This window comes from Streptomyces sp. NPDC050418 (assembly GCF_044458745.1).
Taxonomy (GTDB): Bacteria; Actinomycetota; Actinomycetes; order Streptomycetales; family Streptomycetaceae; genus Streptomyces.
In genome coordinates this window covers 442,662-466,897 of the sequence record NZ_JBITIG010000005.1, presented here as the reverse complement: position 1 = coordinate 466,897, position 24,236 = coordinate 442,662, and the positions used below count along the sequence as shown (strand labels likewise).

General features: G+C 70.5%; 26 protein-coding genes. 13 read left to right on the top strand and 13 right to left on the bottom strand.

What is annotated here, in order from left to right:
• Positions 1 to 19 precede the first annotated feature (19 nt).
• Together ACIBI4_RS14865 and ACIBI4_RS14860 are read right to left on the bottom strand one after the other, a co-directional pair.
• Entirely contained in the window at positions 20 to 2,446 is a 2,427-nt protein-coding gene (locus ACIBI4_RS14865; RefSeq protein ID WP_399204218.1) for an HAD-IC family P-type ATPase, read from the bottom strand.
• Positions 2,447 to 2,520: 74 nt separating this feature from the next.
• Complete coding sequence (locus ACIBI4_RS14860) at positions 2,521 to 2,811, bottom strand: DUF2530 domain-containing protein (protein WP_399204217.1); 291 nt, start codon at positions 2,809 to 2,811, stop codon at positions 2,521 to 2,523.
• 189 nt (positions 2,812 to 3,000) lie between these two features.
• Between ACIBI4_RS14860 and ACIBI4_RS14855 the strand changes: the two genes are divergently transcribed.
• Complete coding sequence (locus ACIBI4_RS14855; RefSeq protein WP_399204216.1) at positions 3,001 to 4,446, top strand: NCS2 family permease; 1,446 nt, start codon at positions 3,001 to 3,003, stop codon at positions 4,444 to 4,446.
• Here the strand turns inward: ACIBI4_RS14855 and ACIBI4_RS14850 are convergent.
• Positions 4,416 to 4,727: a hypothetical protein gene (locus tag ACIBI4_RS14850; RefSeq protein ID WP_399204215.1), complete on the bottom strand. Its 312-nt coding sequence runs from the start codon at positions 4,725 to 4,727 to the stop codon at positions 4,416 to 4,418. The genes ACIBI4_RS14855 and ACIBI4_RS14850 overlap by 31 nt on opposite strands.
• Positions 4,728 to 4,895: 168 nt before the next feature.
• Between ACIBI4_RS14850 and ACIBI4_RS14845 the strand changes: the two genes are divergently transcribed.
• From ACIBI4_RS14845 to ACIBI4_RS14830, 4 genes are all read left to right on the top strand, one after another.
• Entirely contained in the window at positions 4,896 to 5,333 is a 438-nt protein-coding gene (locus ACIBI4_RS14845) for a MarR family winged helix-turn-helix transcriptional regulator (protein WP_399204214.1), read from the top strand.
• A gap of 73 nt (positions 5,334 to 5,406) precedes the next feature.
• A complete protein-coding gene (locus ACIBI4_RS14840) occupies positions 5,407 to 6,753 on the top strand; it encodes an MFS transporter (RefSeq protein WP_399204213.1) in 1,347 nt (448 codons plus the stop codon).
• 73 nt (positions 6,754 to 6,826) lie between these two features.
• Positions 6,827 to 7,420 carry an RNA 2',3'-cyclic phosphodiesterase gene (gene thpR / locus ACIBI4_RS14835; protein ID WP_399204212.1) on the top strand — a complete coding sequence of 198 codons (594 nt, stop codon included), beginning with the start codon at positions 6,827 to 6,829 and terminating at the stop codon, positions 7,418 to 7,420.
• Positions 7,421 to 7,587: 167 nt separating this feature from the next.
• Positions 7,588 to 8,577, top strand: a complete 990-nt coding sequence (locus ACIBI4_RS14830; protein ID WP_399204210.1) for an aldo/keto reductase — start codon at positions 7,588 to 7,590, stop codon at positions 8,575 to 8,577.
• A 57-nt stretch (positions 8,578 to 8,634) separates the two neighbouring features.
• On the opposite strand, the gene ACIBI4_RS14825 is transcribed toward ACIBI4_RS14830, so the two are convergent.
• The gene (locus ACIBI4_RS14825) at positions 8,635 to 9,195 is read right to left on the bottom strand and encodes a hypothetical protein (RefSeq protein ID WP_399204209.1); all 561 of its coding nucleotides are present in this window, start codon (positions 9,193 to 9,195) and stop codon (positions 8,635 to 8,637) included.
• Positions 9,188 to 9,868, bottom strand: coding sequence for a hypothetical protein (locus ACIBI4_RS14820; RefSeq protein ID WP_399204208.1), 681 nt, complete (start codon positions 9,866 to 9,868; stop codon positions 9,188 to 9,190). Before ACIBI4_RS14820 ends, ACIBI4_RS14825 begins: the two co-directional genes overlap by 8 nt.
• 310 nt (positions 9,869 to 10,178) lie before the next feature.
• Here ACIBI4_RS14820 and ACIBI4_RS14815 point away from each other — a divergent pair, with 310 nt between their 5' ends.
• Together ACIBI4_RS14815 and ACIBI4_RS14810 are read left to right on the top strand one after the other, a co-directional pair.
• Entirely contained in the window at positions 10,179 to 11,318 is a 1,140-nt protein-coding gene (locus ACIBI4_RS14815) for a sensor histidine kinase (RefSeq protein ID WP_399204207.1), read from the top strand.
• Positions 11,315 to 11,980 carry a response regulator gene (locus tag ACIBI4_RS14810; RefSeq protein WP_399204206.1) on the top strand — a complete coding sequence of 222 codons (666 nt, stop codon included), beginning with the start codon at positions 11,315 to 11,317 and terminating at the stop codon, positions 11,978 to 11,980. Before ACIBI4_RS14815 ends, ACIBI4_RS14810 begins: the two co-directional genes overlap by 4 nt.
• Here the strand turns inward: ACIBI4_RS14810 and ACIBI4_RS14805 are convergent.
• Positions 11,977 to 12,513, bottom strand: a complete 537-nt coding sequence (locus ACIBI4_RS14805) for a MarR family winged helix-turn-helix transcriptional regulator (RefSeq protein WP_399204205.1) — start codon at positions 12,511 to 12,513, stop codon at positions 11,977 to 11,979. The two genes, ACIBI4_RS14810 and ACIBI4_RS14805, sit on opposite strands and share 4 nt — an antisense overlap.
• Before the next feature lie 25 nt (positions 12,514 to 12,538).
• On the opposite strand from ACIBI4_RS14805, the gene ACIBI4_RS14800 reads away from it, so the two are divergent.
• A complete protein-coding gene (locus tag ACIBI4_RS14800; protein WP_399204204.1) occupies positions 12,539 to 12,997 on the top strand; it encodes a carboxymuconolactone decarboxylase family protein in 459 nt (152 codons plus the stop codon).
• On the opposite strand, the gene ACIBI4_RS14795 is transcribed toward ACIBI4_RS14800, so the two are convergent.
• Positions 12,978 to 14,150, bottom strand: coding sequence for a sensor histidine kinase (locus ACIBI4_RS14795; RefSeq protein WP_399204203.1), 1,173 nt, complete (start codon positions 14,148 to 14,150; stop codon positions 12,978 to 12,980). The two genes, ACIBI4_RS14800 and ACIBI4_RS14795, sit on opposite strands and share 20 nt — an antisense overlap.
• 14 nt (positions 14,151 to 14,164) lie before the next feature.
• Positions 14,165 to 14,827 carry a response regulator transcription factor gene (locus ACIBI4_RS14790; RefSeq protein WP_399204202.1) on the bottom strand — a complete coding sequence of 221 codons (663 nt, stop codon included), beginning with the start codon at positions 14,825 to 14,827 and terminating at the stop codon, positions 14,165 to 14,167.
• Between the two features lie 139 nt (positions 14,828 to 14,966).
• On the opposite strand from ACIBI4_RS14790, the gene ACIBI4_RS14785 reads away from it, so the two are divergent.
• Positions 14,967 to 16,400 (top strand): ABC transporter permease, encoded by a 1,434-nt coding sequence (locus ACIBI4_RS14785; RefSeq protein ID WP_399204201.1) that lies wholly within the window; start codon positions 14,967 to 14,969, stop codon positions 16,398 to 16,400.
• A gap of 1 nt (position 16,401) precedes the next feature.
• Positions 16,402 to 17,082 carry an ABC transporter ATP-binding protein gene (locus ACIBI4_RS14780; protein WP_399204200.1) on the top strand — a complete coding sequence of 227 codons (681 nt, stop codon included), beginning with the start codon at positions 16,402 to 16,404 and terminating at the stop codon, positions 17,080 to 17,082.
• Between the two features lie 13 nt (positions 17,083 to 17,095).
• Here ACIBI4_RS14780 and ACIBI4_RS14775 read toward each other — a convergent pair whose 3' ends face one another.
• Entirely contained in the window at positions 17,096 to 17,773 is a 678-nt protein-coding gene (locus tag ACIBI4_RS14775) for an SGNH/GDSL hydrolase family protein (RefSeq protein ID WP_399204199.1), read from the bottom strand.
• Between the two features lie 95 nt (positions 17,774 to 17,868).
• On the opposite strand from ACIBI4_RS14775, the gene ACIBI4_RS14770 reads away from it, so the two are divergent.
• Positions 17,869 to 18,861, top strand: coding sequence for a hypothetical protein (locus ACIBI4_RS14770; RefSeq protein WP_399204198.1), 993 nt, complete (start codon positions 17,869 to 17,871; stop codon positions 18,859 to 18,861).
• Positions 18,862 to 18,901: 40 nt separating this feature from the next.
• On the opposite strand, the gene ACIBI4_RS14765 is transcribed toward ACIBI4_RS14770, so the two are convergent.
• Entirely contained in the window at positions 18,902 to 19,312 is a 411-nt protein-coding gene (locus tag ACIBI4_RS14765; protein WP_399204197.1) for a PPOX class F420-dependent oxidoreductase, read from the bottom strand.
• A 32-nt stretch (positions 19,313 to 19,344) separates the two neighbouring features.
• Entirely contained in the window at positions 19,345 to 20,121 is a 777-nt protein-coding gene (locus ACIBI4_RS14760; RefSeq protein WP_399204196.1) for a TetR/AcrR family transcriptional regulator, read from the bottom strand.
• Between the two features lie 109 nt (positions 20,122 to 20,230).
• Here ACIBI4_RS14760 and ACIBI4_RS14755 point away from each other — a divergent pair, with 109 nt between their 5' ends.
• Positions 20,231 to 21,223 carry an ATP-binding cassette domain-containing protein gene (locus ACIBI4_RS14755; protein WP_399204195.1) on the top strand — a complete coding sequence of 331 codons (993 nt, stop codon included), beginning with the start codon at positions 20,231 to 20,233 and terminating at the stop codon, positions 21,221 to 21,223.
• Complete coding sequence (locus ACIBI4_RS14750; RefSeq protein WP_399204193.1) at positions 21,220 to 22,083, top strand: ABC transporter permease; 864 nt, start codon at positions 21,220 to 21,222, stop codon at positions 22,081 to 22,083. Before ACIBI4_RS14755 ends, ACIBI4_RS14750 begins: the two co-directional genes overlap by 4 nt.
• Positions 22,084 to 22,155: 72 nt before the next feature.
• Here the strand turns inward: ACIBI4_RS14750 and ACIBI4_RS14745 are convergent, their stop codons facing one another.
• Together ACIBI4_RS14745 and ACIBI4_RS14740 are read right to left on the bottom strand one after the other, a co-directional pair.
• A complete protein-coding gene (locus ACIBI4_RS14745; RefSeq protein WP_399204192.1) occupies positions 22,156 to 22,800 on the bottom strand; it encodes a class F sortase in 645 nt (214 codons plus the stop codon).
• A 7-nt stretch (positions 22,801 to 22,807) separates the two neighbouring features.
• Positions 22,808 to 24,073 (bottom strand): hypothetical protein, encoded by a 1,266-nt coding sequence (locus tag ACIBI4_RS14740; protein ID WP_399204190.1) that lies wholly within the window; start codon positions 24,071 to 24,073, stop codon positions 22,808 to 22,810.
• Between the last annotated feature and the right edge of the window lie 163 nt (positions 24,074 to 24,236).

Below are 24,236 nucleotides of genomic sequence, written 5' to 3'. Positions count from 1 at the left end.
GGAACTTCCTGTATCCGGACTACGCCGGGAACTTCCGGTCCACCCACCGGAACGCGAACTCGATCCCCGCCGCCGCCACCGCGGCGATGGCGACCGCCGACCACGGCATCGTCGTGCCCGCGAGCTTCAGCTGGAAGAAGTCCTGGAGCCAGGGGACGACCATGACCAGCATGAAGCCGAAGCCCATCGTGCCGATCAGGAGCAGGCGCCACCACGTGTAGGGGCGGGCGATGATCGCCAGGACCCAGATGGCGACGAGGAACAGGCAGAGCGTCGCCGCGCTGGTCTCCGCCTCGCGGGCGCCCGGGCCCGAGTAGTGGCTGCGGGCCAGGATGTACGTGACGAAGGTGGCGGTGCCCGCGATCACGCCGCCCGGGATCGCGTACCGCATGACGCGCTTCACGAAGTGCGGCTTGGCGCGCTCCTTGTTGGGGGCGAGCGCGAGGAAGAAGGCCGGGACGCCGATGGTGAGGGTGGAGAGCAGCGTGAGGTGGCGGGGCAGGAAGAGGTACTCGACCTGCGTGCAGACCACCAGGAGGGCGATGAGGACGGAGTAGACCGTCTTCACGAGGAAGAGGGTCGCGACGCGGGTGATGTTGCCGATGACGCGGCGGCCCTCCGCGACCACCGAAGGCAGCGTCGCGAAGCTGTTGTTGAGCAGGACGATCTGGGCGACCGCGCGGGTGGCCTCGGAGCCCGAGCCCATCGAGACGCCGATGTCCGCGTCCTTGAGCGCGAGCACGTCGTTGACGCCGTCGCCGGTCATTGCGACCGTGTGCCCCTTGGACTGCAGCGCGCCGACCATGTCCCGCTTCTGCTGCGGGGTGACCCGCCCGAACACCGCGTTGTCGTCGAGGACCTGGGCCATCTCGCCCTGGTCGGTCGGGAGCGTACGGGCGTCGACGGTGTTCTCCGCGCCCGGCAGGTCGAGCTTGCCGGCCACCGCGCCGACCGAGACGGCGTTGTCACCGGAGATGACCTTCGCGGCGACGTCCTGGTCCTTGAAGTAGCGCAGGGTGTCGGCCGCGTCGGGGCGAAGGCGCTGTTCGAGGACGACGAGGGCCGTGGCGCGGGCGCCTTCGGCGACCGAGGGGTCGTCGACCTCGCGGGCGTCGCTGCGCGCCAGGAGCAGGACGCGCAGACCCTGCTTGTTGAGGTCCTCGATCTCGGCGAGCGACGGGTCGTCGGCGGGCAGCAGCACGTCGGGGGCGCCGAGCAGCCACGTCGAGTTCTCGCCGTTGCCCTCGCTGAAGCTCGCCCCGCTGTACTTGCGGGCCGAGGAGAACGGCAGCGACTCGGTGCAGCGCCAGTCCTCGGCGTCCGGGTAGGCGTCGATGATCGCCTGCAGCGAGGCGTTCGGCCGCGGGTCGGATTCGCCGAGCGCGCCGAGGACCTTGCGGACGTACGTCTCGTCGGAGCCGTTGAGCATCCGCAGATCCGTGACGTCCATGCCGCCCTCGGTCAGCGTGCCCGTCTTGTCCAGGCACACCGTGTCCACGCGCGCCAGGCCCTCGATCGCGGGCAGCTCCTGCACCAGGCACTGCTTGCGGCCCAGGCGGATCACGCCGATCGCGAAGGCCACGGACGTGAGGAGGACCAGGCCCTCCGGGATCATCGGGACAATGCCGCCCACGGTGTACGCGATGGACTGCTTGAGGTCGTCGTCCTTGACGACGAGCTGCGAGATGACCAGACCGATCGAGGTCGGGACCATCAGCCACGTCACGTACTTGAGGATCGTGGAGATACCGGAGCGCAGCTCGGAGTGGACGAGTGTGAAGCGGCTGGCCTCCTCGGCGAGCTGCGCCGCGTACGCCTCGCGCCCCACCTTCGTTGCGGTGTGCGCACCGCCGCCGGCGACCACGAACGAGCCGGACATCACCTGGTCGCCCGGCTTCTTCAGGACCGGGTCGGCCTCACCGGTGAGCAGCGACTCGTCGATCTCCAGGCCGTCGGCCTCGACGCATTCGCCGTCGACCACGATCTTGTCGCCGGGCCCGATCTCGATCAGGTCCCCGAGCACGATCTCGGCGGTCGACACCTCGGCGGCGACCCCGTCACGCCGTACGGTCGGCTTCGCCTCGCCGATGACGGCCAGGCTGTCCAGGGTCTTCTTGGCGCGCCACTCCTGGATGATGCCGATGCCGGTGTTCGCGATGATCACGAAGCCGAAGAGGCTGTCCTGGATCGGTGCGACGAACAGCATGACGAACCAGAGCACGCCGATGATCGCGTTGAAGCGCGTGAAGACGTTGGCGCGCACGATGTCGGCCATGGAGCGGCTGCTGCGCACCGGCACGTCGTTGATCTCGCCGCGCGCCACCCGCTCGGCCACCTCGGCGGTGGTGAGGCCGCGGGCCCGGTCGGCGGACTCGGGAGGCGCTACCGGGTGTACGGGGTCGAGTTCGGCCCCGGCGTCGATGGTGCCTCGTTGCTCCTGCGTCATGCCTCAGACGGTACGGGGCGAGTGTTGCTGTTACCCGTCGAGAGGCAGGGTTTCAGGGTTACGGGGCCAAAAGATCAGACCTCGGTATTACGCGCGCCTTCGTGCCCGGCGGCTTCCCGCTCGGCCGCGTGCCGCTTGATCGCCGCGTCCCGCTTGCGCACGTACCAGATGCCGATGATCCCGAGCCCGCCGCCGGCCAGGCAGGTCCACACCCACCAGGTCAGATCGCGGTCGTCGAACCAGCCGTAGAAGGGGACCTGCACCAGGAAGAGGACGAACCACAGGATCGTGCCGCCGGTGATGGTGGCGACTACGGGGCCCTCCAGGGGCTCCGGTGCCTCGTGCTTCGCTTCCCACTTCGCCATGCAGTCAGCTTAGGCGCTCGCCCGCGGAGCGTCGGTGGCCGCCCCTGATCGGGTGCGACGCGCGTAGATAGCTTTTTAGGGCCTGTTTATTCATACTGAAACAGCTCTGGTATGGCTTGATTCTTTCGTCTGTTGCCACAAATCGAGCACGGCGTCACCCCCTCCGTTTCCCTCCGTCGAAGGTCACGCATGTCCACCTCGGCCCCGGCCCCGGTCGATCCCAAGCTCCCGCCGCCCCCCGCGGACGGCGCGCTCGACCGCTTCTTCAAGATCTCCGAGCGTGGCTCGACCGTCGCCCGTGAGGTCCGCGGAGGCTTCGCGACCTTCTTCGCGATGGCGTACATCATCGTGCTGAACCCGATCATCCTGGGCAGCGCGAAGGACATGTACGGCAACCAGCTGGACAACGCCCAGCTGGTCACCGCGACCGCGCTCACCGCCGCGTTCACCACCCTGCTCATGGGCGTCATCGGCAATGTGCCGATCGCGCTCGCCGCGGGCCTCGGCGTGAACACCGTCGTCGCGCTGCAGCTCGCGCCCCGCATGAGCTGGCCGGACGCGATGGGCATGGTCGTGCTCGCCGGTTTCGTCGTGATGCTGCTCGTGGCGACCGGACTGCGTGAGCGCGTGATGAACGCCGTGCCGCTGGGCCTGCGCAAGGGCATCGCGATCGGTATCGGCCTCTTCATCATGCTGATCGGACTGGTCGACGCGGGCTTCGTCTCCCGTATCCCGGACGCCGCCCACACCACGGTCCCGCTGCAGCTCGGCGCCGACGGTCACCTCAACGGCTGGCCCGTCCTCGTCTTCGTGATCGGCGCGCTGCTCACGCTGTCGCTGATCGTGCGCAAGGTGCCCGGCGCGATCCTGATCTCGATCGTCGTGATGACCGTCGTCGCGATGATCATCAACGCGGTCGCCGACATCCCCAGCTGGGGTCTGACCACGCCCGAGTGGCCGGGCAACCCGGTGGCCTCGCCGGACTTCGGTCTGGTCGGTCAGGTCAGCCTGTTCGGCGGCTTCGAGAAGGTCGGCCTGCTCACAGGCATCCTCTTCGTCTTCACCGTGCTGCTCTCGTGCTTCTTCGACGCGATGGGCACGATCATGGGCGTCGCCGACGAGGCGAAGCTGGTGGACGCGGACGGCCAGATGCCGAACATCAACAAGGTCCTGCTCGTCGACGGCCTCGCGGTCGCCGCGGGCGGCGCCAGCTCCTCCTCGGCCACCACCTGCTTCGTGGAGTCGACGGCCGGGGTCGGCGAAGGCGCGCGCACGGGTCTGGCGAACATCGTCACCGGCGGCCTCTTCACCGCCTCGCTGTTCCTGACGCCGCTGGCCCTGATGGTCCCGTCCCAGGCGGCCACGCCCGCGCTGCTCGCGGTGGGCTTCCTGATCCTGTCCGGTTCGATCACCGCGATCGACTGGAAGGACTACACGATCGCCATCCCGGCGTTCCTGACGATGCTGATGATGCCGTTCACCTACTCGATCACCAACGGCATCGGCATCGGCTTCATCAGCTTCTGCGTCCTGCGCCTGGCCGCGGGCCGCGGGCGCGAGGTGCCGGTCGCGATGTACGCGGTGGCCGCCGTGTTCGGCTTCTACTACCTGATGCCGGCGCTCGGGCTGACCTGAGCGGGCGCGGCATGACGGCCCGGGCTCCTCCTTGTGGGGAGCCCGGGCTGTTCCGTTTCCGGCGCCTGGTCCGCGTACGCCTCCCCGTGCGTCTCCCCGTACTGCTCTCCGTAGAACCTCTGTGTCTCCTCGACGGCCGCCTTGAAGCGCTCGTCGAAGTCGTTCCGCACCAGGGCGCGGATCACATAGTCCTGGACGTTCATTCCCCTTATGCCGGCATGGTGACGGAGTCGGTCGAGCAGCTCTCCGTCTATACGCAGGCTGAGCACGCTGGTCCCCATGCGGTCCAGAGTCGCCGGGAGCGCTCCGGTTCCGCGTCACTTTCCGCGATGGGCTCACCCATATGGGTGATCTTCCCTTGTGAGCGGCGTAGAAATCTTGAGGAACTCTTGAGGCGCGTGGGGTGTCAGGTTGTTTCCTTAGCGAGAGTAATGAGTTACTCTAACTACATGCCTGACCTTTCCCATGGCGACGACGCAGCCGCCGTGAACTCCCTGCGTTCGGCCGTGATGCGGCTCGGACGCCGGCTCAAGCACCAGCGTGTGGACGAGTCGCTCAGCCCGACCGAGATGTCGGTGCTCGGCACCCTCGCCCGATGCGGCTCCGCCACACCCGGCGAGCTCGCCCGCAAGGAGCACGTCCAGCCGCCGTCGATGACCCGCATCGTGGCACTGCTGGAGGCCAAGGGGCTGGTCGAGCTGGAGCCTCACCCCGAGGACCGCCGGCAGAAGGTGGTCAGCCAGACCGAGCAGGCCGAGGCCATGCTCGAACAGAGCCGCCGCAAGCGGAACGCCTGGCTGGCGACGCTCGCCGACGGGCTCGACGAGGACGAATGGGCGAAGCTGCGCGCGGCCGCCCCCGTCCTGGAGAAGCTCGCGCACCTGTAGCGCCGCACCTGTGGCGCCACACCCGCGGCCGCCGCGACGAACGAAGCCCTGAACGCCGAGGAGGCGAGCCCTTTTGAGTACGGGATCCGGAGCAGACTCCGCCCCCGCACCGACCGCCCACGACTCCACCGCCCGTACCAAGCCTTCGACCTTCTCCTCCCTGAAGATCCGTAACTACCGGCTCTTCTTCACCGGACAGGTCGTCTCGAACACCGGCACCTGGATGCAGCGCATCGCCCAGGACTGGCTGGTGCTCAGCCTCACCGGATCCGCCATGGCCGTCGGTATCACCACGGCCCTGCAGTTCCTGCCCATGCTGCTCTTCGGCCTGTACGGCGGCGTCCTCGTGGACCGTCTGCCGAAGCGCCCCCTGCTCTTCTTCACGCAGTCCGCGATGGGCCTCACCGGCCTCGCGCTCGCGACCCTGACGCTCACCGGGCACGTCCAGGTGTGGCACGTCTACCTGACGGCGTTCGTGATGGGTCTCGTCACCGTCGTCGACAACCCGGCCCGGCAGACCTTCGTCTCCGAGATGGTCGGCAAGGACCAGCTCGCCAACGCGGTGAGCCTCAACTCCGCCAACTTCCAGTCGGCGCGGCTGATCGGACCGGCCGTCGCCGGTGTCTCGATCGCGGCGGTCGGCTCCGGCTACGCCTTCCTCTTCAACGGACTCTCCTTCATCGCGCCGCTCCTGTCACTCGCGCTGATGCGCACGTCCGAGCTGCACGAGGTCGAGACGTCGCCGCGCGCCAAGGGCCAGCTCAAGGAGGGCCTGCGGTACGTGGCCGGACGGCCCGAACTGATCTGGCCGATCGTGCTCGTCGGGTTCATCGGCACGTTCGGCTTCAACTTCCCGATCTGGCTCTCCGCCTTCGCCGACGACGTGTTCCACGCCGGCGCCGGCACGTACGGCATGCTCAACACGCTCATGGCGGCCGGTTCGCTGGCCGGTGCGCTGCTCGCCGCACGGCGCGGGGCCACCCGTCTGCGGGTGCTCGTCGGGGCGGCCATCGCCTTCGGCGGACTGCTCGTGATGGCCTCGCTCTCGCCGTCCTTCTGGATCTTCGCCCTGCTGCTCGTGCCGCTCGGCGTGGCCGGTCTGACGGTGAACGTCACCGCCAACTCGTCGATCCAGATGGCCACGGACCCGGTCATGCGGGGCCGCGTGATGGCGCTCTTCATGATGGTCTTCACCGGTGGTACGCCGGTGGGAGCGCCGCTCGTCGGCTGGATCACGGACGCGTACGGCGTGCGGACCGGAATGGCCTTCGGCGGGCTCATCGCGCTGCTCGCGGCGGCGGGGGTCGGCCTGATGCTGGCCCGCGCAGGGGACCTGCGGATGCGGGTCCGCTGGCATCACGGCCACCCGCATGTGCGGTTTGTTCCGCGGGACCAGGTGGCCACGGCGGTGGCTGCGTAGGCTGCTGCGGGTTCGCGGCGGCCGGATGCGCAGGCTGCCGCGGATCCGTGAAGGCTGGGATGGAGGCCAGAGAGTGCGACTCTTCGTGGCGGTGCTGCCGCCGCCCGCAGCCGTGGACGAACTGCGGTATGTCGTCGATGAGCTGAGGAACTTCCCGGGCGCCGACAAGCTCCGGTGGACCGAGCCGGACGGCTGGCACTTCACGCTCGCCTTCCTCGGCGAGGTGCCGGACACCGTCCGCCCGGACCTCGACGAGCGGCTGCGCAGGGCCGCGCACCGCACCCCGGCCTTCGAACTCGGCCTCTACCGCAGCGGGCGGTTCGGGCAGCGGGCCCTGTGGGCCGGGGCCAACGGCGACACCGCGACGCTGCGGCGGCTCGCCGAGCGCGCGCACGCCGCCGGGAGCCGGGCGGGCCTCGCCCTGGAGGACCCGCACCGGTTCGTGCCGCATCTCACGCTGGCCCGCAGCGGCGCCGGACGGCACCAGACGCACCCTCCGCTCGTGGACCTCGTCCCGTACGCCGCCGAGCTGGACGGATTCGCCGGGACGCCGTGGACCGTGGAGCACCTCAGCCTCGTCCGCAGCCATCTGCCCAGGAGCGGCGTCCCCGGCGAACAGCCGCGGTACGAGGAGGTCGGGCGGTGGCCGCTCGAAGGCAGCGGCTAACCTCGATGGCGTGGACCCGAAGACTCGTAACCGGATCATGGCCGGTGTGCTCGTGCTGATGTTCGCTGTGATCGCGGTGGCATCCGTCGTCGGGGCGTAGCGCCCCTGGCCCGCCCCGCTCGCCCACCCTTGCCTGGAGTGGGCTCCAAGGCGTTGGCTTGGGCCCCATGGAGTACACACAGCTGGGACGTACAGGACTCAAGGTCAGCCGCCTCGTGCTCGGCACCATGAACTTCGGTCCGCAGACCGACGAGGCCGACAGCCACACGATCATGGACGCCGCCCTCGCCGCGGGCGTGAACTTCTTCGACACCGCCAATGTCTACGGCTGGGGCGAGAACAAGGGCCGCACCGAGGAGATCATCGGGACCTGGTTCGCGCAGGGCGGCGGCCGGCGCGACAAGGTCGTCCTCGCCACCAAGGTCTACGGGAACATGGCCGGCGACGGCGACGTCTGGCCCAACCACGACCGGCTCTCCGCCCTCAACATCCGCCGCGCCGTGGACGCCTCCCTCAAGCGGCTGCAGACGGACCACATCGACCTGTACCAGTTCCACCACATCGACCGCCGCACCCCGGTCGAGGAGATCTGGCAGGCCGTCGACGTACTGATCCAGCAGGGCAAGATCCTCTACGCGGGCTCGTCCAACTTCCCCGGCTGGAAGATCGCCCAGACCAACGAGACCGCCCGCAGGCTCGGCTCGTACGGCCTGGTCAGTGAGCAGTGCCTCTACAACCTCGCCGAACGCCGCGCCGAGATGGAGGTCATCCCGGCCGCGCAGGAGTACGGCCTCGGGGTCATCCCCTGGTCGCCGCTGCACGGCGGGCTGCTCGGCGGGGTCATCAAGAAGGAGGTCTCGGGCGGGCGCCGCGCGAGCGGCCGCAGCGCGGAGGCGCTCGCGAACACGAAGGTGCGCGAGCAGGTGCAGGCGTACGAGGACCTGCTGGACAAGCACGGCCTCGAACCGGGTGAGACCGCACTCGCCTGGCTGCTCACCCGGCCCGGCGTGACCGGCCCGATCGTCGGCCCGCGCACCGCCGAGCAGCTCGAATCGGCGTTGCGGGCGGTCGAGTTGGAGCTGTCCGAGGAAGTCCTGGCCGGTCTCGACGAGATCTTCCCGGGTCCGGGTCCTTCGCCGGAAGCCTTTGCCTGGTAGGCGGTTGCGTCGTCGGCAGGGGTGACCGCCGCGCCTCGCGCGGGGCGGCCACCCCGGTCAGACCTTCCGCCGCCGGTAGTAGGCGACGGTGACGAAGCCGAGCAGCGGGCCCCAGGCGAGCAGGGGCGCGTAGCAGAGCGTCATGACCCACCGGAGGGCTCCCTGGGGTGCGTCGGGCGAGCCCATGGTGTCCGGCTCGTTCCAGGAGAACGCCCCGCTGATGGTGATGAAGGTGACCAGCGCCGCCCCGAGCGCGGCCGGGACCACCGCGGCGAGCGGGGGAATCGTGCGGCCGCCGAGCCGGGGAGCCCAGTGCGGCAGCACCTCGCCCCAGCGCTGGACCAGACCGAGCGTGAGCAGGCCGAGCGCCTCGGCGAACAGGCTCAGGCCGATCAGGTGGAAGGAGTGCGGGCCCGGGAAGTGCGCGGGATCGAGGTCCCCGCCGAACCCCGAGTCCCAGCCCAGGGCGATGGCCGTGCGCCACAGCCCGGTCGGTACGAGGGTGAGGGCCGCGGCGTGCGCGGCCCAGCGGACGGGGCGTGACACCCGCGGGGCGGGTGCGTGCCGGGAGCGGCGGGCCGCGGCCGGTGCGGCGCCGGCCGGCAAGGTCTCAGCCACGGGGGGCAGCCTCGGGGAGTGCGGGAAGACCGGCGTGCACCACGTCGAACCCGCCCCGGATCACCGGTGCGAACGGCGCCGGAGCCATGCACGTACCGACCGGGGGCTGGACCGCGCGGCCCTCGTCGTCGGTCTCGCGCGGCTCGAAGTTCACGATGTCCCAGCCGAAGCCGAGCCGGCCGGGCTCCGCGCCCCGGCTCTCCTGGACGCTGATCCCGATGCGCCGGCCGACCTCCTGGACGTTCGACTTGGTGACGATCGCGGTGAGCGTCGCCGTCCGGCCGCCGGTCACCATGCAGTCGATCCGCGCGGTGGAGGTGCCGGTCTCGCCCGTCTCCGGCACGTAGTGGCTGATCCGCACGGTGCCCTTGGCGTCGGTGGGCAGTCCCGGCAGGTCGAGGCCCGGCATGGGGCGGGTGAACGGGGCAGCCTCGGCGTGCACGGTGAAGCGGATCGTGTGGTCGGGCGAGTAGGCGTACGCGATGCGCGCCGAGCCGTGAACACTCGCCTTCCGTACGGCAGTCGGCTTGACCGTGTGCGGGGAGCCGGCCGGTGCGCCGACCGCGGCCGGGGAGGCCGCGGCCACCGAGGCGAGCGCGATACCGACGGCGGCGAGCGAGGCGATGCGGCGCCCTCGTCGGGTGGCGGGGCGAGTGAGGGTGGTGCGTCCCATGGTGAACTCCCGTGTGAGGTGGGCCTGTTGTTGTCCGGCCGGGCTGACTGCCGGACTGTCTGCCGGCCTGCCAGCCGTCTGACTGCCAGCCGTCTGCCTGCCGGACGGGATCAACTCTTGTGTGCGGCGGCCGCCGGTCCCATCCGCCGATCGGCACAAAGCCCGGCCTCGCACGGAGGCGCTTTCTGCCGATCGGCAGAGGCGGGGAGGGATCTTCCTCTCGTACGCTGGCGGGTGGTGTGCGGTTGCCATGCGGTTGCCATGGGGTGCCGTACGGGCCGGGGGAAGGTCCGGGGGGACGGAGGGGACCGTGGTGACCGCGACGCTCGCCGCCGCAACAGGCGCTCGCGACCTGGTGCTCGGGGCGCTGCCCGCGGCGGCGGCGCTCGGCGTCCTGGCCTGGGTTCTGTTCCGCCCCCGCGCCCATCGCACCCGGCTCGCCCGCCCCGCTCTCGTCTGCGCGGCCCTCTCCCTCGCCACCTCGCTCGGCAAGCCCGCGCCGGGCCTGCCGACGGGGTCCGGCTGGAAGCTCCTGGAGGCCGCGCTCCTGCTGCCGCTGCTCGCCGCGGTCGTCCGCTGGTCGCCCCCGGTGCCGCGGTGGGAGCCCCGCGCCGCCGTGCCGCTCGCCGCCCTGGCCGTCGCGGTCTGGCCCGCGGTGCTGATCGACGGGTCGTTCCTGGAACGCGCGGGCGCCTTCGCGTTCTGGCTGCTGCCCGCGCTGGGGGCGGTGGCGGCCGGTGCGTATCTGCGCCGGATGGAGAGCCGGCGCCGGGCCGCCGTCACAGCGGCCCGGCGGGCTCAGCGGCTCCAGCTCTCCCGCGATCTGCACGACTTCGTGGCGCATGACGTCAGCGGGATCGTCGTCCAGGCGCAGGCAGCCCGCTTCATCGCCGCCACCGATCCCGAGCAGGCGGTGCTCGCGCTCGAACGGATCGAGCGGGCGGGGCTGAGCGCGCTGGCGGCGATGGACCGTACGGTCGAGATGCTGCACGGACCGGAGAGCGCGACCGCGCACGGCCTGCCCGGACTGGCCCAACTGCCGTCGCTGATCGACGACTTCACCTCGGTGGGTGCGACGCGTGCCGAGCTCCGTATGCCACCGGACGTGCCGGACGCTCTCTCCCGGGAGGCCGGCGCGGCGGCGTACCGCATCGTCGTCGAGGCTCTGACGAACATCCGCCGGCACGCACCCGGCGCCCGGCTGGCCCAGGTCTCGCTGACGTCGACACCCACGGAGGTGGAACTCCGTGTCACCGACGACGCACCCGCCACCCGGGCCCGGACCCCTCGCGCGCGCCGCGGCGGTCTGGGGCTGCCCGCGCTGACGGAGCACGCGCAGGCCGTCGGCGGCACGCTCACCGCGGGACCGGCCGACAGTGGTGGCTGGCACGTGACCGCCCTGCTGCCGAGGACTCCCGGCGCACCCCGCCCCACGAAGGAGCCGCAGTGATCCGCATCCTCCTCGCCGACGACCAGGACGATGTCCGCAGCGGGTTCCGGCTGATCCTCGGCTCGCAACCGGACATGACCGTCGTGGGCGAGGCCGCCGACGGGCTCACCGCGGTCGAACTGGCCCGGAGCCTGCGCCCCGATCTGGTCGTCGCCGACATCCGGATGCCGGGACTCGACGGCCTCGAAGTCACCCGGCGCCTCGCGGGCCCGGAGGCCGCCGACCCGATCCCGGTCCTGGTCGTCACCACCTTCGACCACGACGACCACGTACGGACAGCCCTGCGGGACGGCGCCTGTGGCTTCCTGCTCAAGCGGTCGGGCCCGGGGCTGCTGATCGAAGGGGTACGCGCGGCGATGTCCGGCGACCTGCTGATCAGCCCGCAGATCACCGTGCGGCTGCTGCGGACGCCGCCGCCCGTCGAGGCCCAGGCCCCCGCGAGAGGACCGTCCCCGCTCACGGCCCGCGAGGAGGAGGTCGCGCGGCTGGTCGCGGACGGGCTGACCAACACCGAGATCGGTGCCGCGCTGTTCATCTCCGCGGGGACGGCGAAGACGCATATCGCCCATATCCAGGGCAAGTTGGGAGCCCGTAACCGAGTGGGGATCGCCGCCTGGGTCTGGGACTCCGGGCTCGCGGGTCCCCGGACGGACACCCGCTAAGGCCCGCCCATCCAAGCCGCCGCGTCCAGCCGCAGCGCCGTCCGTGCCGGGACCACCGTGCGCAGGTCCTCCGTGAGGGCGCGGAGGCGGTCCTCGCCCAGGGTGCGGGTCCAGTCCGCCTGGAGGCGGTCGAAGATCTCGGCGGAGAGGCGAAGCATCTCGTTGCCGCGGGGGGTGCGGCGGATCAGTTTGCGGCGGGCGTCCGCGGGGTCGTCGGTGCGCTCGGCGTAGTCGAGGGCGATGAGGCGGTCGACCGTCTTGCCCGCGGCCTGCTTGGAGATGCCGAGGCGGCGGCCGATCTCGCTGGCGGAGGCGCCGTCGGGGCCGATGGCCTGCAGCGCGAAGCCGTACGCGGGCCTGCTGTCGGGGTGGCCGCGGTCGGCGAGCTCGGTGTGGAGCGCGTCGATGAGGGTGCGGAAGCCCGCGAAGAGGAGCAGGGGGAGCTCGAAGCCCGGACCTGGGGCGGGAGTTGGGCGCGCGGAAACCTCCTTGCCCGGATCGACAACCTGGTTTACCTTCTTCTCGTCAACCATGTTGTCGATTTTAGGGGGCGTACGCATGCTCGATGCACAGGCACAGAAGAAGGTCATGGCACTCCTCGGCGAATCGCCCGAACTGCTCAAGGGCTTCCTGGAGTTGAGCGCCGCCCTGGAGGGCAGCACCCTCGACCCCCTGGCCCGCGAGGTGGTCATCATGACCCTCGCCGTACGCAACGGGTGCCATGTGTGCGTGCTGATGCACACCGGCAAGCTGCGGGGCCTGGACGCGGAACCGGAGCGCGTCGAGAAGCTGATCAAGGAGCTGGGTGAGCAGCGGGAGTTGTCGGACGAACGCCTCGAAGCGGCCCGCCAGTTCACCCTCGACCTGCTCGCCACGACGGGTGCGGTGTCGGACCGGCGGCTCGCCGAGTTCCTGTCCCACGGCTACACGCGGCGCAACGCCCTGGAGGTCGTCCTGGCCATCGGCGCCTACACCATGTCCACCTTCGCCAACCGCCTCATGCGCGCGGAAGTGTGATCCGGATGGTCAGGCCGCCGGTGGGGTTGGGGCGGGCGTCCAGGGTGCCGTGATGGGCGGCCGTGATGGAGCGGATCAGGGGAAGCCCGAGGCCGTGGCCGGAGCGGTCGCTGGCGATCCGGGAGGAGTCCGCGCGGTGGAAGGGTTCGAAGAGCCGGTCCACCTCGGACTCCGGCACGTGCGGACCGGTGTTCGTGATCTCCACGACCACCTGGTCCGGGCCGGTGGCCGACTGGTCCGTCGTGCCGAACAGCGCCAAGTGCACGCTCCCGTCCGGCACGTTGTGCGTGAGCGCGTTGTCCAGGAGGTTGAGCAGCAGCTGCCGGAGCAGGGTGGTGCTGCCGGTCACCGCTACCTGCGGCTCGATCTCGGTGTCGAGCCGCAGGACGTACGAGGAGGCCCGGTCCGCGCGCTCGGCCGCGGCGGCCGTCGCGAGCCGGGAGAGGTCGACGGGCTCGGGGTCGAAGGGCACGTTCCCGGCGCTCGCGAGGCCGAGCAGCGCGCTGACGATCGCGATGCCCCGCTCGTTGGTCTCCCGCAGCATCGGGAGCAGCTCGGCCAGCTCCTCGCGGGTCGGGGCGTCGCCCGCGACCTGGAGGGCCGCGCGGGTGGTGGCGAGCGGGGTGAGCAGCTCGTGGGAGGCGTTCGCGGCGAAGCGCTGATGGGCCGCGAAGGACTCCTCCAGACGGGCCAGCATCTCGTCGAAGGTGTCGGCGAGCTGATGGAGTTCGTCGGGCGGTCCCTGCGCGGCGATCCGGCCGCTCAGGTTGCCGCCGGCAGCCTTGCGGGCCGCGTCGTTGATGGTGTGCAGGGGCGCGAGCAGCCGCTTGGACAGGAACCAGCCCGCGGTCAGGCCGAGTGTGCCGACCACGAGCACCCCGCCGATGGAGATCACCAGGACGGTGTTCCAGACGTCCTCCTTGGACGTGATGGCACGCGTGTCGAACTTCTGGCCGGGATCGGCGCTCTCCACCGGCTTGGCCGGCGTGTACTCGGGCAGCGGTGTGCTGGAGGGGTCGATACGGACCGGGGTGGTCAGGTCGTACGTGGGCACGTAGCGCATCCCGACGTAGATGACCGCGACCATCAGCGCCGCGCAGAGCCCGAGCGCGGTGGCGAAGCCGGCGAAGAGGCGGCCGTGGATGCTGAACATGCGGCGTACGGCCGTCATTTCGTCCCCAGGTAATAACCCGCACTGATCGCGGTGTGCACGAGCTGCGGTTCCCCCAGCTTTTTCCTCAGGGTGTGGACGACCAGCCGTACCGCATTCGTGAACGGGTCGGTCCGGGCGTCCCAGGCTTTGTCGAGCAGATACTCGGCGCTCAATACACCGCCTTCGGCGCGCATCAGGAGTTCGAGGACCGCGAGTTCCTTGGGCGTGAGTCTCACTTCCGCGCCCGCGCGCGTCACGCGGCGCCGGTGCGTATCGAATTCCACGTCCGCGAACGTGAGGACGGGGGAGTGGGCCATCGGACTGCGCCGGTACAACGAGCGCAGCCGGGCGACGAGTTCGGGAAAGTCGAAGGGCTTCGCGAGATAGTCGTCGGCGCCGAGGCCGAGCCCTTCCACCTTGTCGCCGAGCCGTCCCGCGGCCGTCAGCATCAGGATCCGGCAGCCCAGGTCCATCTCCACGATCCGCCGGCACACCTCGTCGCCGTGCACCCCAGGCAGATCGCGGTCGAGCACCACGGCGTCGTAGTCGTACACCGTCACCCGCTCCAGAGCGCTCGCCCCGTCGTGCACCACGTCGACGGCGATGGCCTCGCGGCGCAGTCCGATTTCCAGGACGCGCGCCATGTACTGCTCGTCCTCCACCACCAGCACCCGCACGGCCCGCACCTTTTCCTTCGGAGGCTCCTCAGGCTCCTCAGGTTTATCAGAGCCCGTATTTGAACGGTGTTTGAGGCGCACGCCCCGCGCCGACTTCGCGAAACGCTGCTCAAAACGGCCCGCTCCTAGCGTGGGGCGCATGAATTTGTTCAAGCGTGCCTGGTGGCGGCTGACCGCCCATCCAGGCAAGACGGCATTGATGACAGGGCTGTTCTTCGTCATCTGCACCCTTGTCCTGTCCGGATTCCTGATCCGGTCGGCCGCCGCGCGCGCCGCCGCCGAGGCGAAGCAGAGCGTGGGTGCCGTGGCCACCATGCAGCTGGACATCAACGCGCTGCTCGACGCGGGTGGCGGAACGAAGTCCGACGGTGCGCAGCCCGGCATGATCGGCGACGAGGGCGATCTGAAGCGCGCGCTCGTGGACCGGATCTGCGCCTCCTCGGTGGTCGCCAAGTGCAACTACTCCAAGGACGGAGTGGCCGCGCCCACCGACGAGGTCGAGCTGCACGAGCCGGTGCCCGCCCCCGCCGGGCAGGACGGCTCGCCGCCGTTCTTCAAGGCGGACGGCATCCGCGACCTCGACCAGGTCTCCGCGTTCCGCAACGGCGACGCGAAGCTGATCGCCGGCTCCGCGATCAAGCCGGACAGCAAGGACGACGAGGTGGTCGTCGAGGAGCGGGTGGCGAAGGACAACGGGCTGAAGGTCGGCGACCGGATCAAGCTCGGCGCCAACATTCAGCACCCGGACGGACGCCTGACCAGCAAGGACACCGAGTTCACCGTCGTCGGCATCTTCCGCGACAGCAGGCCCGACACCGACACGTACGTTCCGCCGATGATGGCGCCCTCGAACCAGATCTACGTCACCCCGGACGGCGCCACCCGGCTCGACGGCAAGAAGGTCGGCAAGGAGGGCGGCAACCTCAGGCAGGCCACGTTCACCCTGCGCGACCCGGCCGACCTCGGGCGGCTCAAGAAGGACGCCGAGGCGGCCGGCGCGGATCTGAAGATCTTCCCGATGGCCGTCAACGACAAGCAGTACAAGCAAGTCGTCGGGCCCATCACCAAGACCGCCGACTTCGCGACCGTCACCGTGTGGCTGGTCGCCGTGGCCGGCACGGTCATCCTCGCCCTGATCATCGCCTCGTCCCTGCGTGAACGCCGCAAGGAGCTGGGCATCCTGCTGTCGCTCGGCGAGAAGAAGCCCAAGCTGCTCGGCCAGCAGCTCGTCGAGGTCATGGCCTGCGCGCTGCTCGCCGTCGGGTTCGCGGCGGCCGGCAGCCAGTTCCTGTCGCAGGCCGTCGGCGACCGGCTCCTGGCCGGCAACGTATCCGCGGCCGCGGACGAGGCCGCCTCCGGCGACACCGGCCCCGACCACAGCAATACCAACGCGCTCCCGCAGGAGAAGGAGCCCGAGGCCGATCCCATCGACTCGATCGATGTGCGGCTCGGCGCCGCCGACATCGCCAAGGTCGGCGCCACCGGCCTGGGCATCGCGGCCCTGGCCACCCTCGTCCCCGGCGCACGGGTGCTGCGCCTCAACCCCCGCGACATCCTCACGAAGGGCGACTGACATGACCGCGATCCTCGAACTCGCCGGGGTGAGCCGCACGTACACCAGCGGCACCCGCCGCCGTACGGTCCTCAAGAACGCCGACTACGCCTTCGAACCCGGCCGCATGTACGCCATCGTCGGCCCCTCCGGCAGTGGCAAGTCCACCCTCCTGTCCCTGGCCGGCGGCCTGGACGCGCCGACCACCGGCACGGTCCGCTTCCGTGGCCGGGACATCGCGGACCTGGGCCCGGGCCGCTACCGCAACCGGCACGCGGCCACCGTCTTCCAGTCCCTGAACCTGCTCACGTACATGACGGCCGTCCAGAACATCACCTCCGCCATGGAGATCACCGGAGTACGGGGTCTGCGGGGCGGCCGCCGCAAGCAGCGCGCCGTCGAGCTTCTCGACCTGCTCGGAGTCGAGCGCGAGGACCAGCACCGGCGCACCCTGCAGCTCTCCGGCGGCCAGCAGCAGCGCGTGGCCATCGCCCGCGCGCTGGCCTGCGAGGTCGACCTGCTCTTCGCGGACGAGCCGACCGGAGCGCTCGACCAGGAGACGGCGGCCGGGATCATCGAGGTGTTCCGGAAGCTGGCGCACGACGACGGCAAGTGCGTGATCGTCGTGACCCACTCGCGGGAGGTCGCGGAGGCCTCGGACCAGGTCCTTCAACTCAAGCGCGGCAAGCTGGCAGTTGCCTAGAGCGGGTGTCGCCTCAGGACGGGTCGTACGGCCCGCACAGATCCCACGCCTGGTGCAGCGCGTCCGCGAACGCGGCGGCGAGCTTGTGCTCGCCGCTCGCGTTCGGGTGCGTGCCGTCGTACGTGTCGAAGTCGAGGTCGTACCCGGCCGGCGGCGAGGCGAGCAGCAGCGGCGAACGGTCCGTGTCCAGGTCGGCGACGGCCTTCGCGAGCAGTTCGTTGAAGCGGGCGACCTCGGCGGCGAAAGCGTGGTCGTCGCGCGCGCGGACGTTGGGGATCACCGGCAGGATCACGGCGGCGATCCGCGGGTTGGCCGCGCGGGCGTTCCCGACGAAGGCGCGCATGTTCCGCGCGGTGGCCTCGGCGTCCGTGTAGAAGCCGAGGTCGATCAATCCGAGCGAGATCAGGAGCAGGTCCGCGCGGCTCTCGCGCACGGTCTCCTCGATCACGGGGGCCATGTGCTGCCAGCCCTCGCCCCAGCCCGCGAGGTGCTGCTGCGGGAAGTCCGGGTCGGCGTACTCGTACGAGACCGGGGCGTCGAGCGCCTTGTCGTGCAGCGCGGTGCGCGGGCCGACCACCTGGAACGGGCCGTCGTACGAGGTGCGCAGGTGCTGCCACATGCGGTGGCGCCAGGTGTGTTCGCCGGCGCTGCCGATGGTCATGGAGTCACCGACGAAAAGGAGCCTGAGCATCCGCTCATCATGGCGGATCGGCGGCCCCGCCGCGCTGTGAGGCTGCCCACGCCCGCGGCCCCCGTGAGCGGCTCCCGGCCACGTACGGTGGGCGCATGCGTCTGCTTCTCGGTGCGGCGGTCACGGCCGCCTTGGTCCTTGGCCCTGCCTCCGGCGCGTTCGCGGACGGCGAGGGCAACGACGGCTTCACGATCGAGGACCCGCGGATCACGGAGTCGAGCGGCCTCGTCGCCAGCAGGAAGCACCCCGGCGTGTACTGGACGCACAACGACAGCGACGACGGCTCGTACCTCTACGCCGTGGACAGCAAGTCCGGGAAGACCCTCGCGCGGATCACGATGGCGGGCGTCGGCCAGGCGCGGGACGTCGAGGCGATCTCGATGGGTCCGGACGGCGATCTGTACGTCGGCGACATCGGCGACAACCTCGGCGGCACATGGGACCACGTGTGGATCTACCGGCTGCCCGAGCCCGCCGAGCTGCGCGACCAGACCGTCAAGGCCACGCAGTACGACGTGACATACGCGGACGGGGCCCGGGACGCGGAGGCGCTGATGGTGCACCCGAAGACCGGCAAGGTCTACATCGCCGACAAGAAGGACGACGGCACCGGCGGTCTGTACGAAGGTCCCGACGAGCTGAAGCCCGGCGCGGGCAATGTCTTCAAGCGGATCTCCGGCATCGACCTGTGGACCACCGACGGCGCGTTCTCGCCGGACGGCCGCACCCTCGTGCTGCGCAGCTACTTCGGCGCCCAGTCGTACACCTGGAAGGACGGGAAGCCCGACGGCGGTGAGCGGGTGGACGTGCCGATCCAGCGGCAGGGCGAGTCCGTGACGTACTCGCCGGACGGCACGACGCTGATGTTCGGCTCCGAGGGGCAGAGCAGCGACGTCGTCCCCGAAGAGGCGCCGGGCGCACCCGAGGCGTCCGGTGAGGGCGGTTCGGGCGGCGGCGGTTCGGACTCCGGCGGATCCGGCGGCTCGGGCGGGGACGGCGACGGGCTCAAGAACGGGGCCCTTGCGCTCGGGGCGGCCGTGCTCGCGATGCTCGGCCTGAAGGCGCTGTTCAAGCGCAAGGAGAAGTAACTCCCTTGGAGGCGGCGGGGCGGCGGGCGTTACCGCCGTCTCACTCGCCGGCCATCCGCACCTCGTAATGCAGCGTCCGGTACTTCTTCATCCGGTGGAAGAGCGGTACCAACACCCCTTGCAGGAGCCGGTGTTTGCGCTGCAGCAGCTGGGCCGCGCGCAGCGCCTCCGCGCTGTCCACGTCGAGCAGTCGCACCTGTGCCTTGGAGGACGGCCCGGTGGGCACGCCGCGTGCGGTGGACGGGGCGATCTCCACCTCGGGGTTGTTCCGCATCCGCTTGGCCTTCCAGGCCTTGTCGTACGTGCGGATGTAGGCGTGGTCGCCGTCCACGGCGATGTTGACCGGAGTGCCGACGGCCGTGCCGTCCCGCTTGTACGTGGTGAGCAGGATGTTGCGCTGCTTCACGAAGGGGGCGAGTTCGGGGCTCGGGGTGGCGCTGTCAGAAGGCATGCCTTTCATGGATGCACCGATCGCGCGTTCTGTCACGCCCCCGCGCCGGAACCCCGTTCCTCGACGAGCTGCGCGAAGCCGTCGATCAGCCGCCGCAGGCCGAACTCGAAGTGGTCGTAGTCGGTGCTGAAGGTGTCCTCGGACAGCGAGGCCATCTGCGGGAACGCGCCGCTGAGCATGGCCCGTTCGAGGAAGGGCTGCTGGCTGCCCCAGAACTCCTCGTCGCTCAGGCCCGTCTCCCTGGCCGCCTCGATCGCGTCGACCTCGGTCCTCACGTGGCCGGTGACCCAGCTGGTCACGGTGATGATGACGGAGAGGAGCTCGGGGTCGGTGAGGCCCATGGTGCGCAGCGGGGCGATCACCACCTCCATGCTGCGGATCGCGCTCGGGCCGAGCACGGCGCGCGCCTGGTTGACCTTGAGCAGCCAGGGGTGGGAGCGGTAGTAGTCGCGCTGGGTGCGGGCCATGGACTCGACGCACTCGCGCCAGTGCTGCGGGACCTCCGCCTCCTCGGCCACGGCCTCGCCCTGTACCCGGTCCAGCATCAGATCGAGGAGCTCGGCCTTGCCCGGCACGTACCGGTAGAGCGACATCGTGCCGGTGCCGAGCTCGGTGGAGAGCCGGCGCATCGACACCGCGGCGATCCCCTCGCGGTCGGCGAGTTCGACGGCGGCCCCGACGATCCGGTCGAGCGTGAGGGCCGGCTTCGGGCCGCGTGTGGGCCGCTCGGCGGTGCCCCACAGCAGTTCGAGGCTGCGCTGGATGTCACCGCTGCCGCTGGTCGCGATGCCGCTGTCCTTGCTGCTCATGGCCTCACCTTATGTCCTCGCACCACCGCCTCCACGGAAACTGGGTACGGTGTACTCGATTTAGGGTACGGTGTACTCAGATGGCTTGGCGAGTGGTCGGGAGGACCAGATGGACACGTATGCCGTGCGGGCCGAGGGCCTGCAGAAGAGGTACGGCGAGAAGCGCGCCCTGGACGGCTTCGACCTGACCGTCCACCGCGGCACGGTGCACGGCCTGCTCGGCCCGAACGGCGCGGGCAAGACCACCGCCGTCCGCGTCCTCGCCACGCTCCTGAAGTTCGACGGCGGCAGCGCGCGGGTCGCGGGCGTCGACGTGAACGAGGACCCGCGGGGCGTACGCCGCCGGATCGGGCTCGCGGGCCAGTACGCGGCGGTCGACGAGAACCTCACGGGACGCCAGAACCTGGAGATGTTCGGCCGTCTCTTCCACCTGGGCGGCCGCCGAGCCAAGCTCCGCGCGGACGAACTCCTCGAGCGCTTCGACCTGGTGGAGGCCGCGGGCAAGACCGCGGGCGACTACAGCGGCGGTATGCGCCGCCGTCTCGACCTCGCCGCGTCGATGATCCTCGCGCCCGAGGTGCTCTTCCTCGACGAGCCCACCACCGGCCTCGACCCGCGCGGCCGCGGTGAAGTCTGGGAGGCCGTACGGGCGTTGGTGGCGGGCGGCACCACCGTGCTCCTCACCACGCAGTACCTGGAGGAGGCCGACAAGCTCGCCTCCCGCGTCACCGTGATCGACCAGGGCCGCGCCATCGCGGACGACACCCCCGCCGAGCTCAAGAACACGGTCGGCGGCGACCGGATCGAGGTCGTGGTCGCCGACGACGCGGACCTCGTCGCCGCGCTCGCCGTGGTGGCCCGCGTGGGCGAGGGCGAGCCGTCGCTCGACCGTGCGGAGCGCCGGGTCCACGCCCCCGTCGCCGACCGCGTGGCGGCGCTCACCGACGTCGCAAGGACCCTGCAGGACCAGGGAGTCCAGGTCGAGGACATCGGACTGCGCAGGCCCAGTCTCGACGACGTCTTCCTGACCCTGACCGGCCACACCACCCGGGCCGACGACACCGAACGGACCCGGGCCGTACGCGAGGAGGTGGCGGCATGAGCGCCCCCACGATTCCCCCGGGCGCGGGCGTCGACCTGCGCGTCGACTCCGGCGCACAGCGCCGCCTGTACTGGGCGGTGGCCGACAGCGCCAACATCACCCGCCGCTTCCTCACCCACTACCGCAACAAGCCCTCCTACCTGCTCTGGCAGCTGGGGTTCCCGATCATCTCCGTGCTCCTGTACGGCTATGTCTTCGGCGGCGCGATGAAGGCGCCGGAAGGCGGCGGCGGCAGCGGCGCCTACCGGGACTTCCTGATGGCCGGCATGTTCGTGATGACGATGGCCTTCGGCTTCATGAACACGGCGACCTCCGTCGTCTACGACGCCACCAAGGGCGTCATCGACCGCTTCCGCTCCATGCCGATGGCCCCGTCCGCGGTGGTCTCCGGGCGCGGTCTGACCGACATCATCGTGGCCTGCGCCGAGCTGACCATCCTCGCGCTCACCGCGCTCGCGATGGGCTGGCGCGCCCACGGCTCGTTCACCGCGACCGCCGCCGGCTTCGCGCTGCTCCTGCTGCTGCGCTTCAGCCTGATCTGGGTGGGTGTCTGGCTCGGCCTGCTCGTGCCGTCCCCGGAGGCGGCCGGCGGCCTGTATGCCGTCGTCTTCCCGCTGACGATGGTCTCCAGCATCTTCGTCCCCACCTCGTCGATGCCGGGCTGGCTCGGCACGGTCGCCGCGTGGAACCCGATCTCGGCGACGGGCACGGCGGTCCGCGATCTGTTCGGCAACCCCGTGGCCGCGGACGGCAGTTGGATCGAGCAGAACGCGACGCTGATGGCCGTGGTCTGGCCGCTGGTGATCACGGCCGTGTTCCTGCCGCTGGCCGTGCGCAGGTTCCAGAAGCTCAGTCGCTGATACGAGGAGAGGGCGCCCTTCACGCAGAGGGCGCCCTCTCCTTGCCTGCAACCGGACTTCGTCCGGATCTCCTCAAACGCCGGAGGGGCTGGTTTCGCCCGTCAGGTGCGCGAACACCACGACGTTCGAGTCCCAGTGGCGGTCCTTCGTGAGGCTGCCGCCGCAGGTGATCAGACGGAGCTCCGCCCGGTCCGACGTGCCGTACACCTTCTGCGTCGGGAAGGCGTCCTTCTTGTACGTCGAGACCGCGTCGACCTTGAAGACGGCCGTCGTGCCGTCCTCGCGGCGGATGTCGATCTCCTGGTCCTTCTTCAGGTCCTTGAGGTCGTGGAACACCGCCTTCTCGACCTGCGGGGTGTCCATGTGGCCGGCGATGGCCGCCGCGCCCTTCTCGCCCGGCGTCGGACCGTCCTTGTACCAACTGGCCTCCATCGGCCGGTCGTACGGCGGGGTCTGCATCGCGCCGCTGCCGTCCAGGCCGACCGTGCCGAGGTCCGCGTCCACGGAGAGCGAGGGGATCGCGATGTGGTCGGGGACCGAGGCCTTCAGGACGGAGACGGGCGTGACATGCGCGGCGTTCTGCGCGCTGCCCGCCGGGTCGTCCGCCTGGGACGAGCAGCCCGTGGTGACGGCGACGGACAGGGCCGCCGTCACCACGAGCACGGCCGCGGAGGTACGCGCCCTGGTGCGGGTCCTGGCCGGGACCTCGGTGCGCATGGGCACCTCAGCCGCGGTTCTTGCGCTGACGCAGCAGACCGGCGCCCGCGAGCGAGCCGGCACCGAGGGCCGCGAAGCCCACGACCGCCGCGGAGTTGAGACCCTCCTGGCCGTGCGAGGCCGGGGCCATACCGGTGTTCACGGAGCCCTGCGGGGTCTTGTGGTCCGACGGGTTCAGCGGCTTGACCGCGCTCTTGGTGGTCACCTTGAAGGTGACCGAGTGGGCGCCGGTGCCGGTGGACACCTGGTAGGAGCCGGACTTCACATCGGCGACCGTCGCGGTGCCGTGCCACTTGCCGTCCTTGCCGAGCGCCAGGGAGACCTTGCCGCCGAAAGCCTGCGAGTTCGCGGAGACGTCGCTCTTGGGGTTGATCGAGGGCGCGTCGACCGTGACGGCGATCTTGTCGCCCTTCGAGCCGCTGCCGGGGTTCACGGCGAGCGTGGACTTGCCCGGGGTGGGCTGCGGCGTGGGCTTGTCGCTGCCCTGCACACCGAACTTCGCCGAGTCGACGACCTTGCCGTCGAGCAGCGCGTCCACCCGGTAGTAGCCGGACTTGGCGCTGTCCGCGACGGTCGCGGTGCCGTGCCAGGTGCCCTCGTGCTGAGGGTCGCGCTCCAGCTTCACGGTGCCGCCGAAGGCGTCGGACTTCACGGTGGCCACGGAGTCGGAGCCCGCGTCCTTGACGGTCACGGAGACCTTGTCGCCGACCTTGCCGCCGTCGGTGGACAGGGCGAGGGAGGGCTTGGCCGGGTCCGGGGTGGGCTTCGGGGTGTCGCCCGTGTTGACCGCGAAGGACGCCGAGCCCTGGGCGCCCGTGTCGCCGTAGTTCGCGGTGACCGTGAGCTTGCCGGTGCCGATGCCGTACCCGGCCTTCACCGTGCCCGTGCCGGTGTACGTGGTGTCGCCCTGCGCGCTGACCGAGATGCCGCTGAGCGCGTCGGAGGAGGCGGTGACCTGCGCCTTGCCGGACGTGGTGACCTGGAAGGTGACCTGCTCGCCCGCCTTGTAGCCGGTCTCGTCCTTGGGGGAGGACGTGATCGAGACCTGGGCCTCGGCCTTGTCGGGCGCCGGGGCCGTAGGGGTCGGGTCCGAAGGGGTCGTCGGGTCCGAGGGGGCGGTCGGGTCCGAGGGGGTGGTCGGGTCCGAGGGCGCGGTCGCCGAGGGGGACGGGTTGTCGGACGGCGTGGCGTCCGCGGCGAAAGCAGTCGCCGGTACGGCGAGGGCCATCGAAGCTGCTACGGCGATCGCCGAGACGGTGAGTGCCTTACGCATGAACGAACCTCCTTGCAGGGCCGGGGAATTGTTCCCCGGTGCACTGTTCATGAGGTTCATCCTGAGCGTGCGGTTTCCTGCCCGCACGTCCATGACCAGGGCCCTTCGCCGAAGGTCCTCCCCGCCATCGGGGGCTCCATCTGCGGGCTTTCCCGAACCCTTG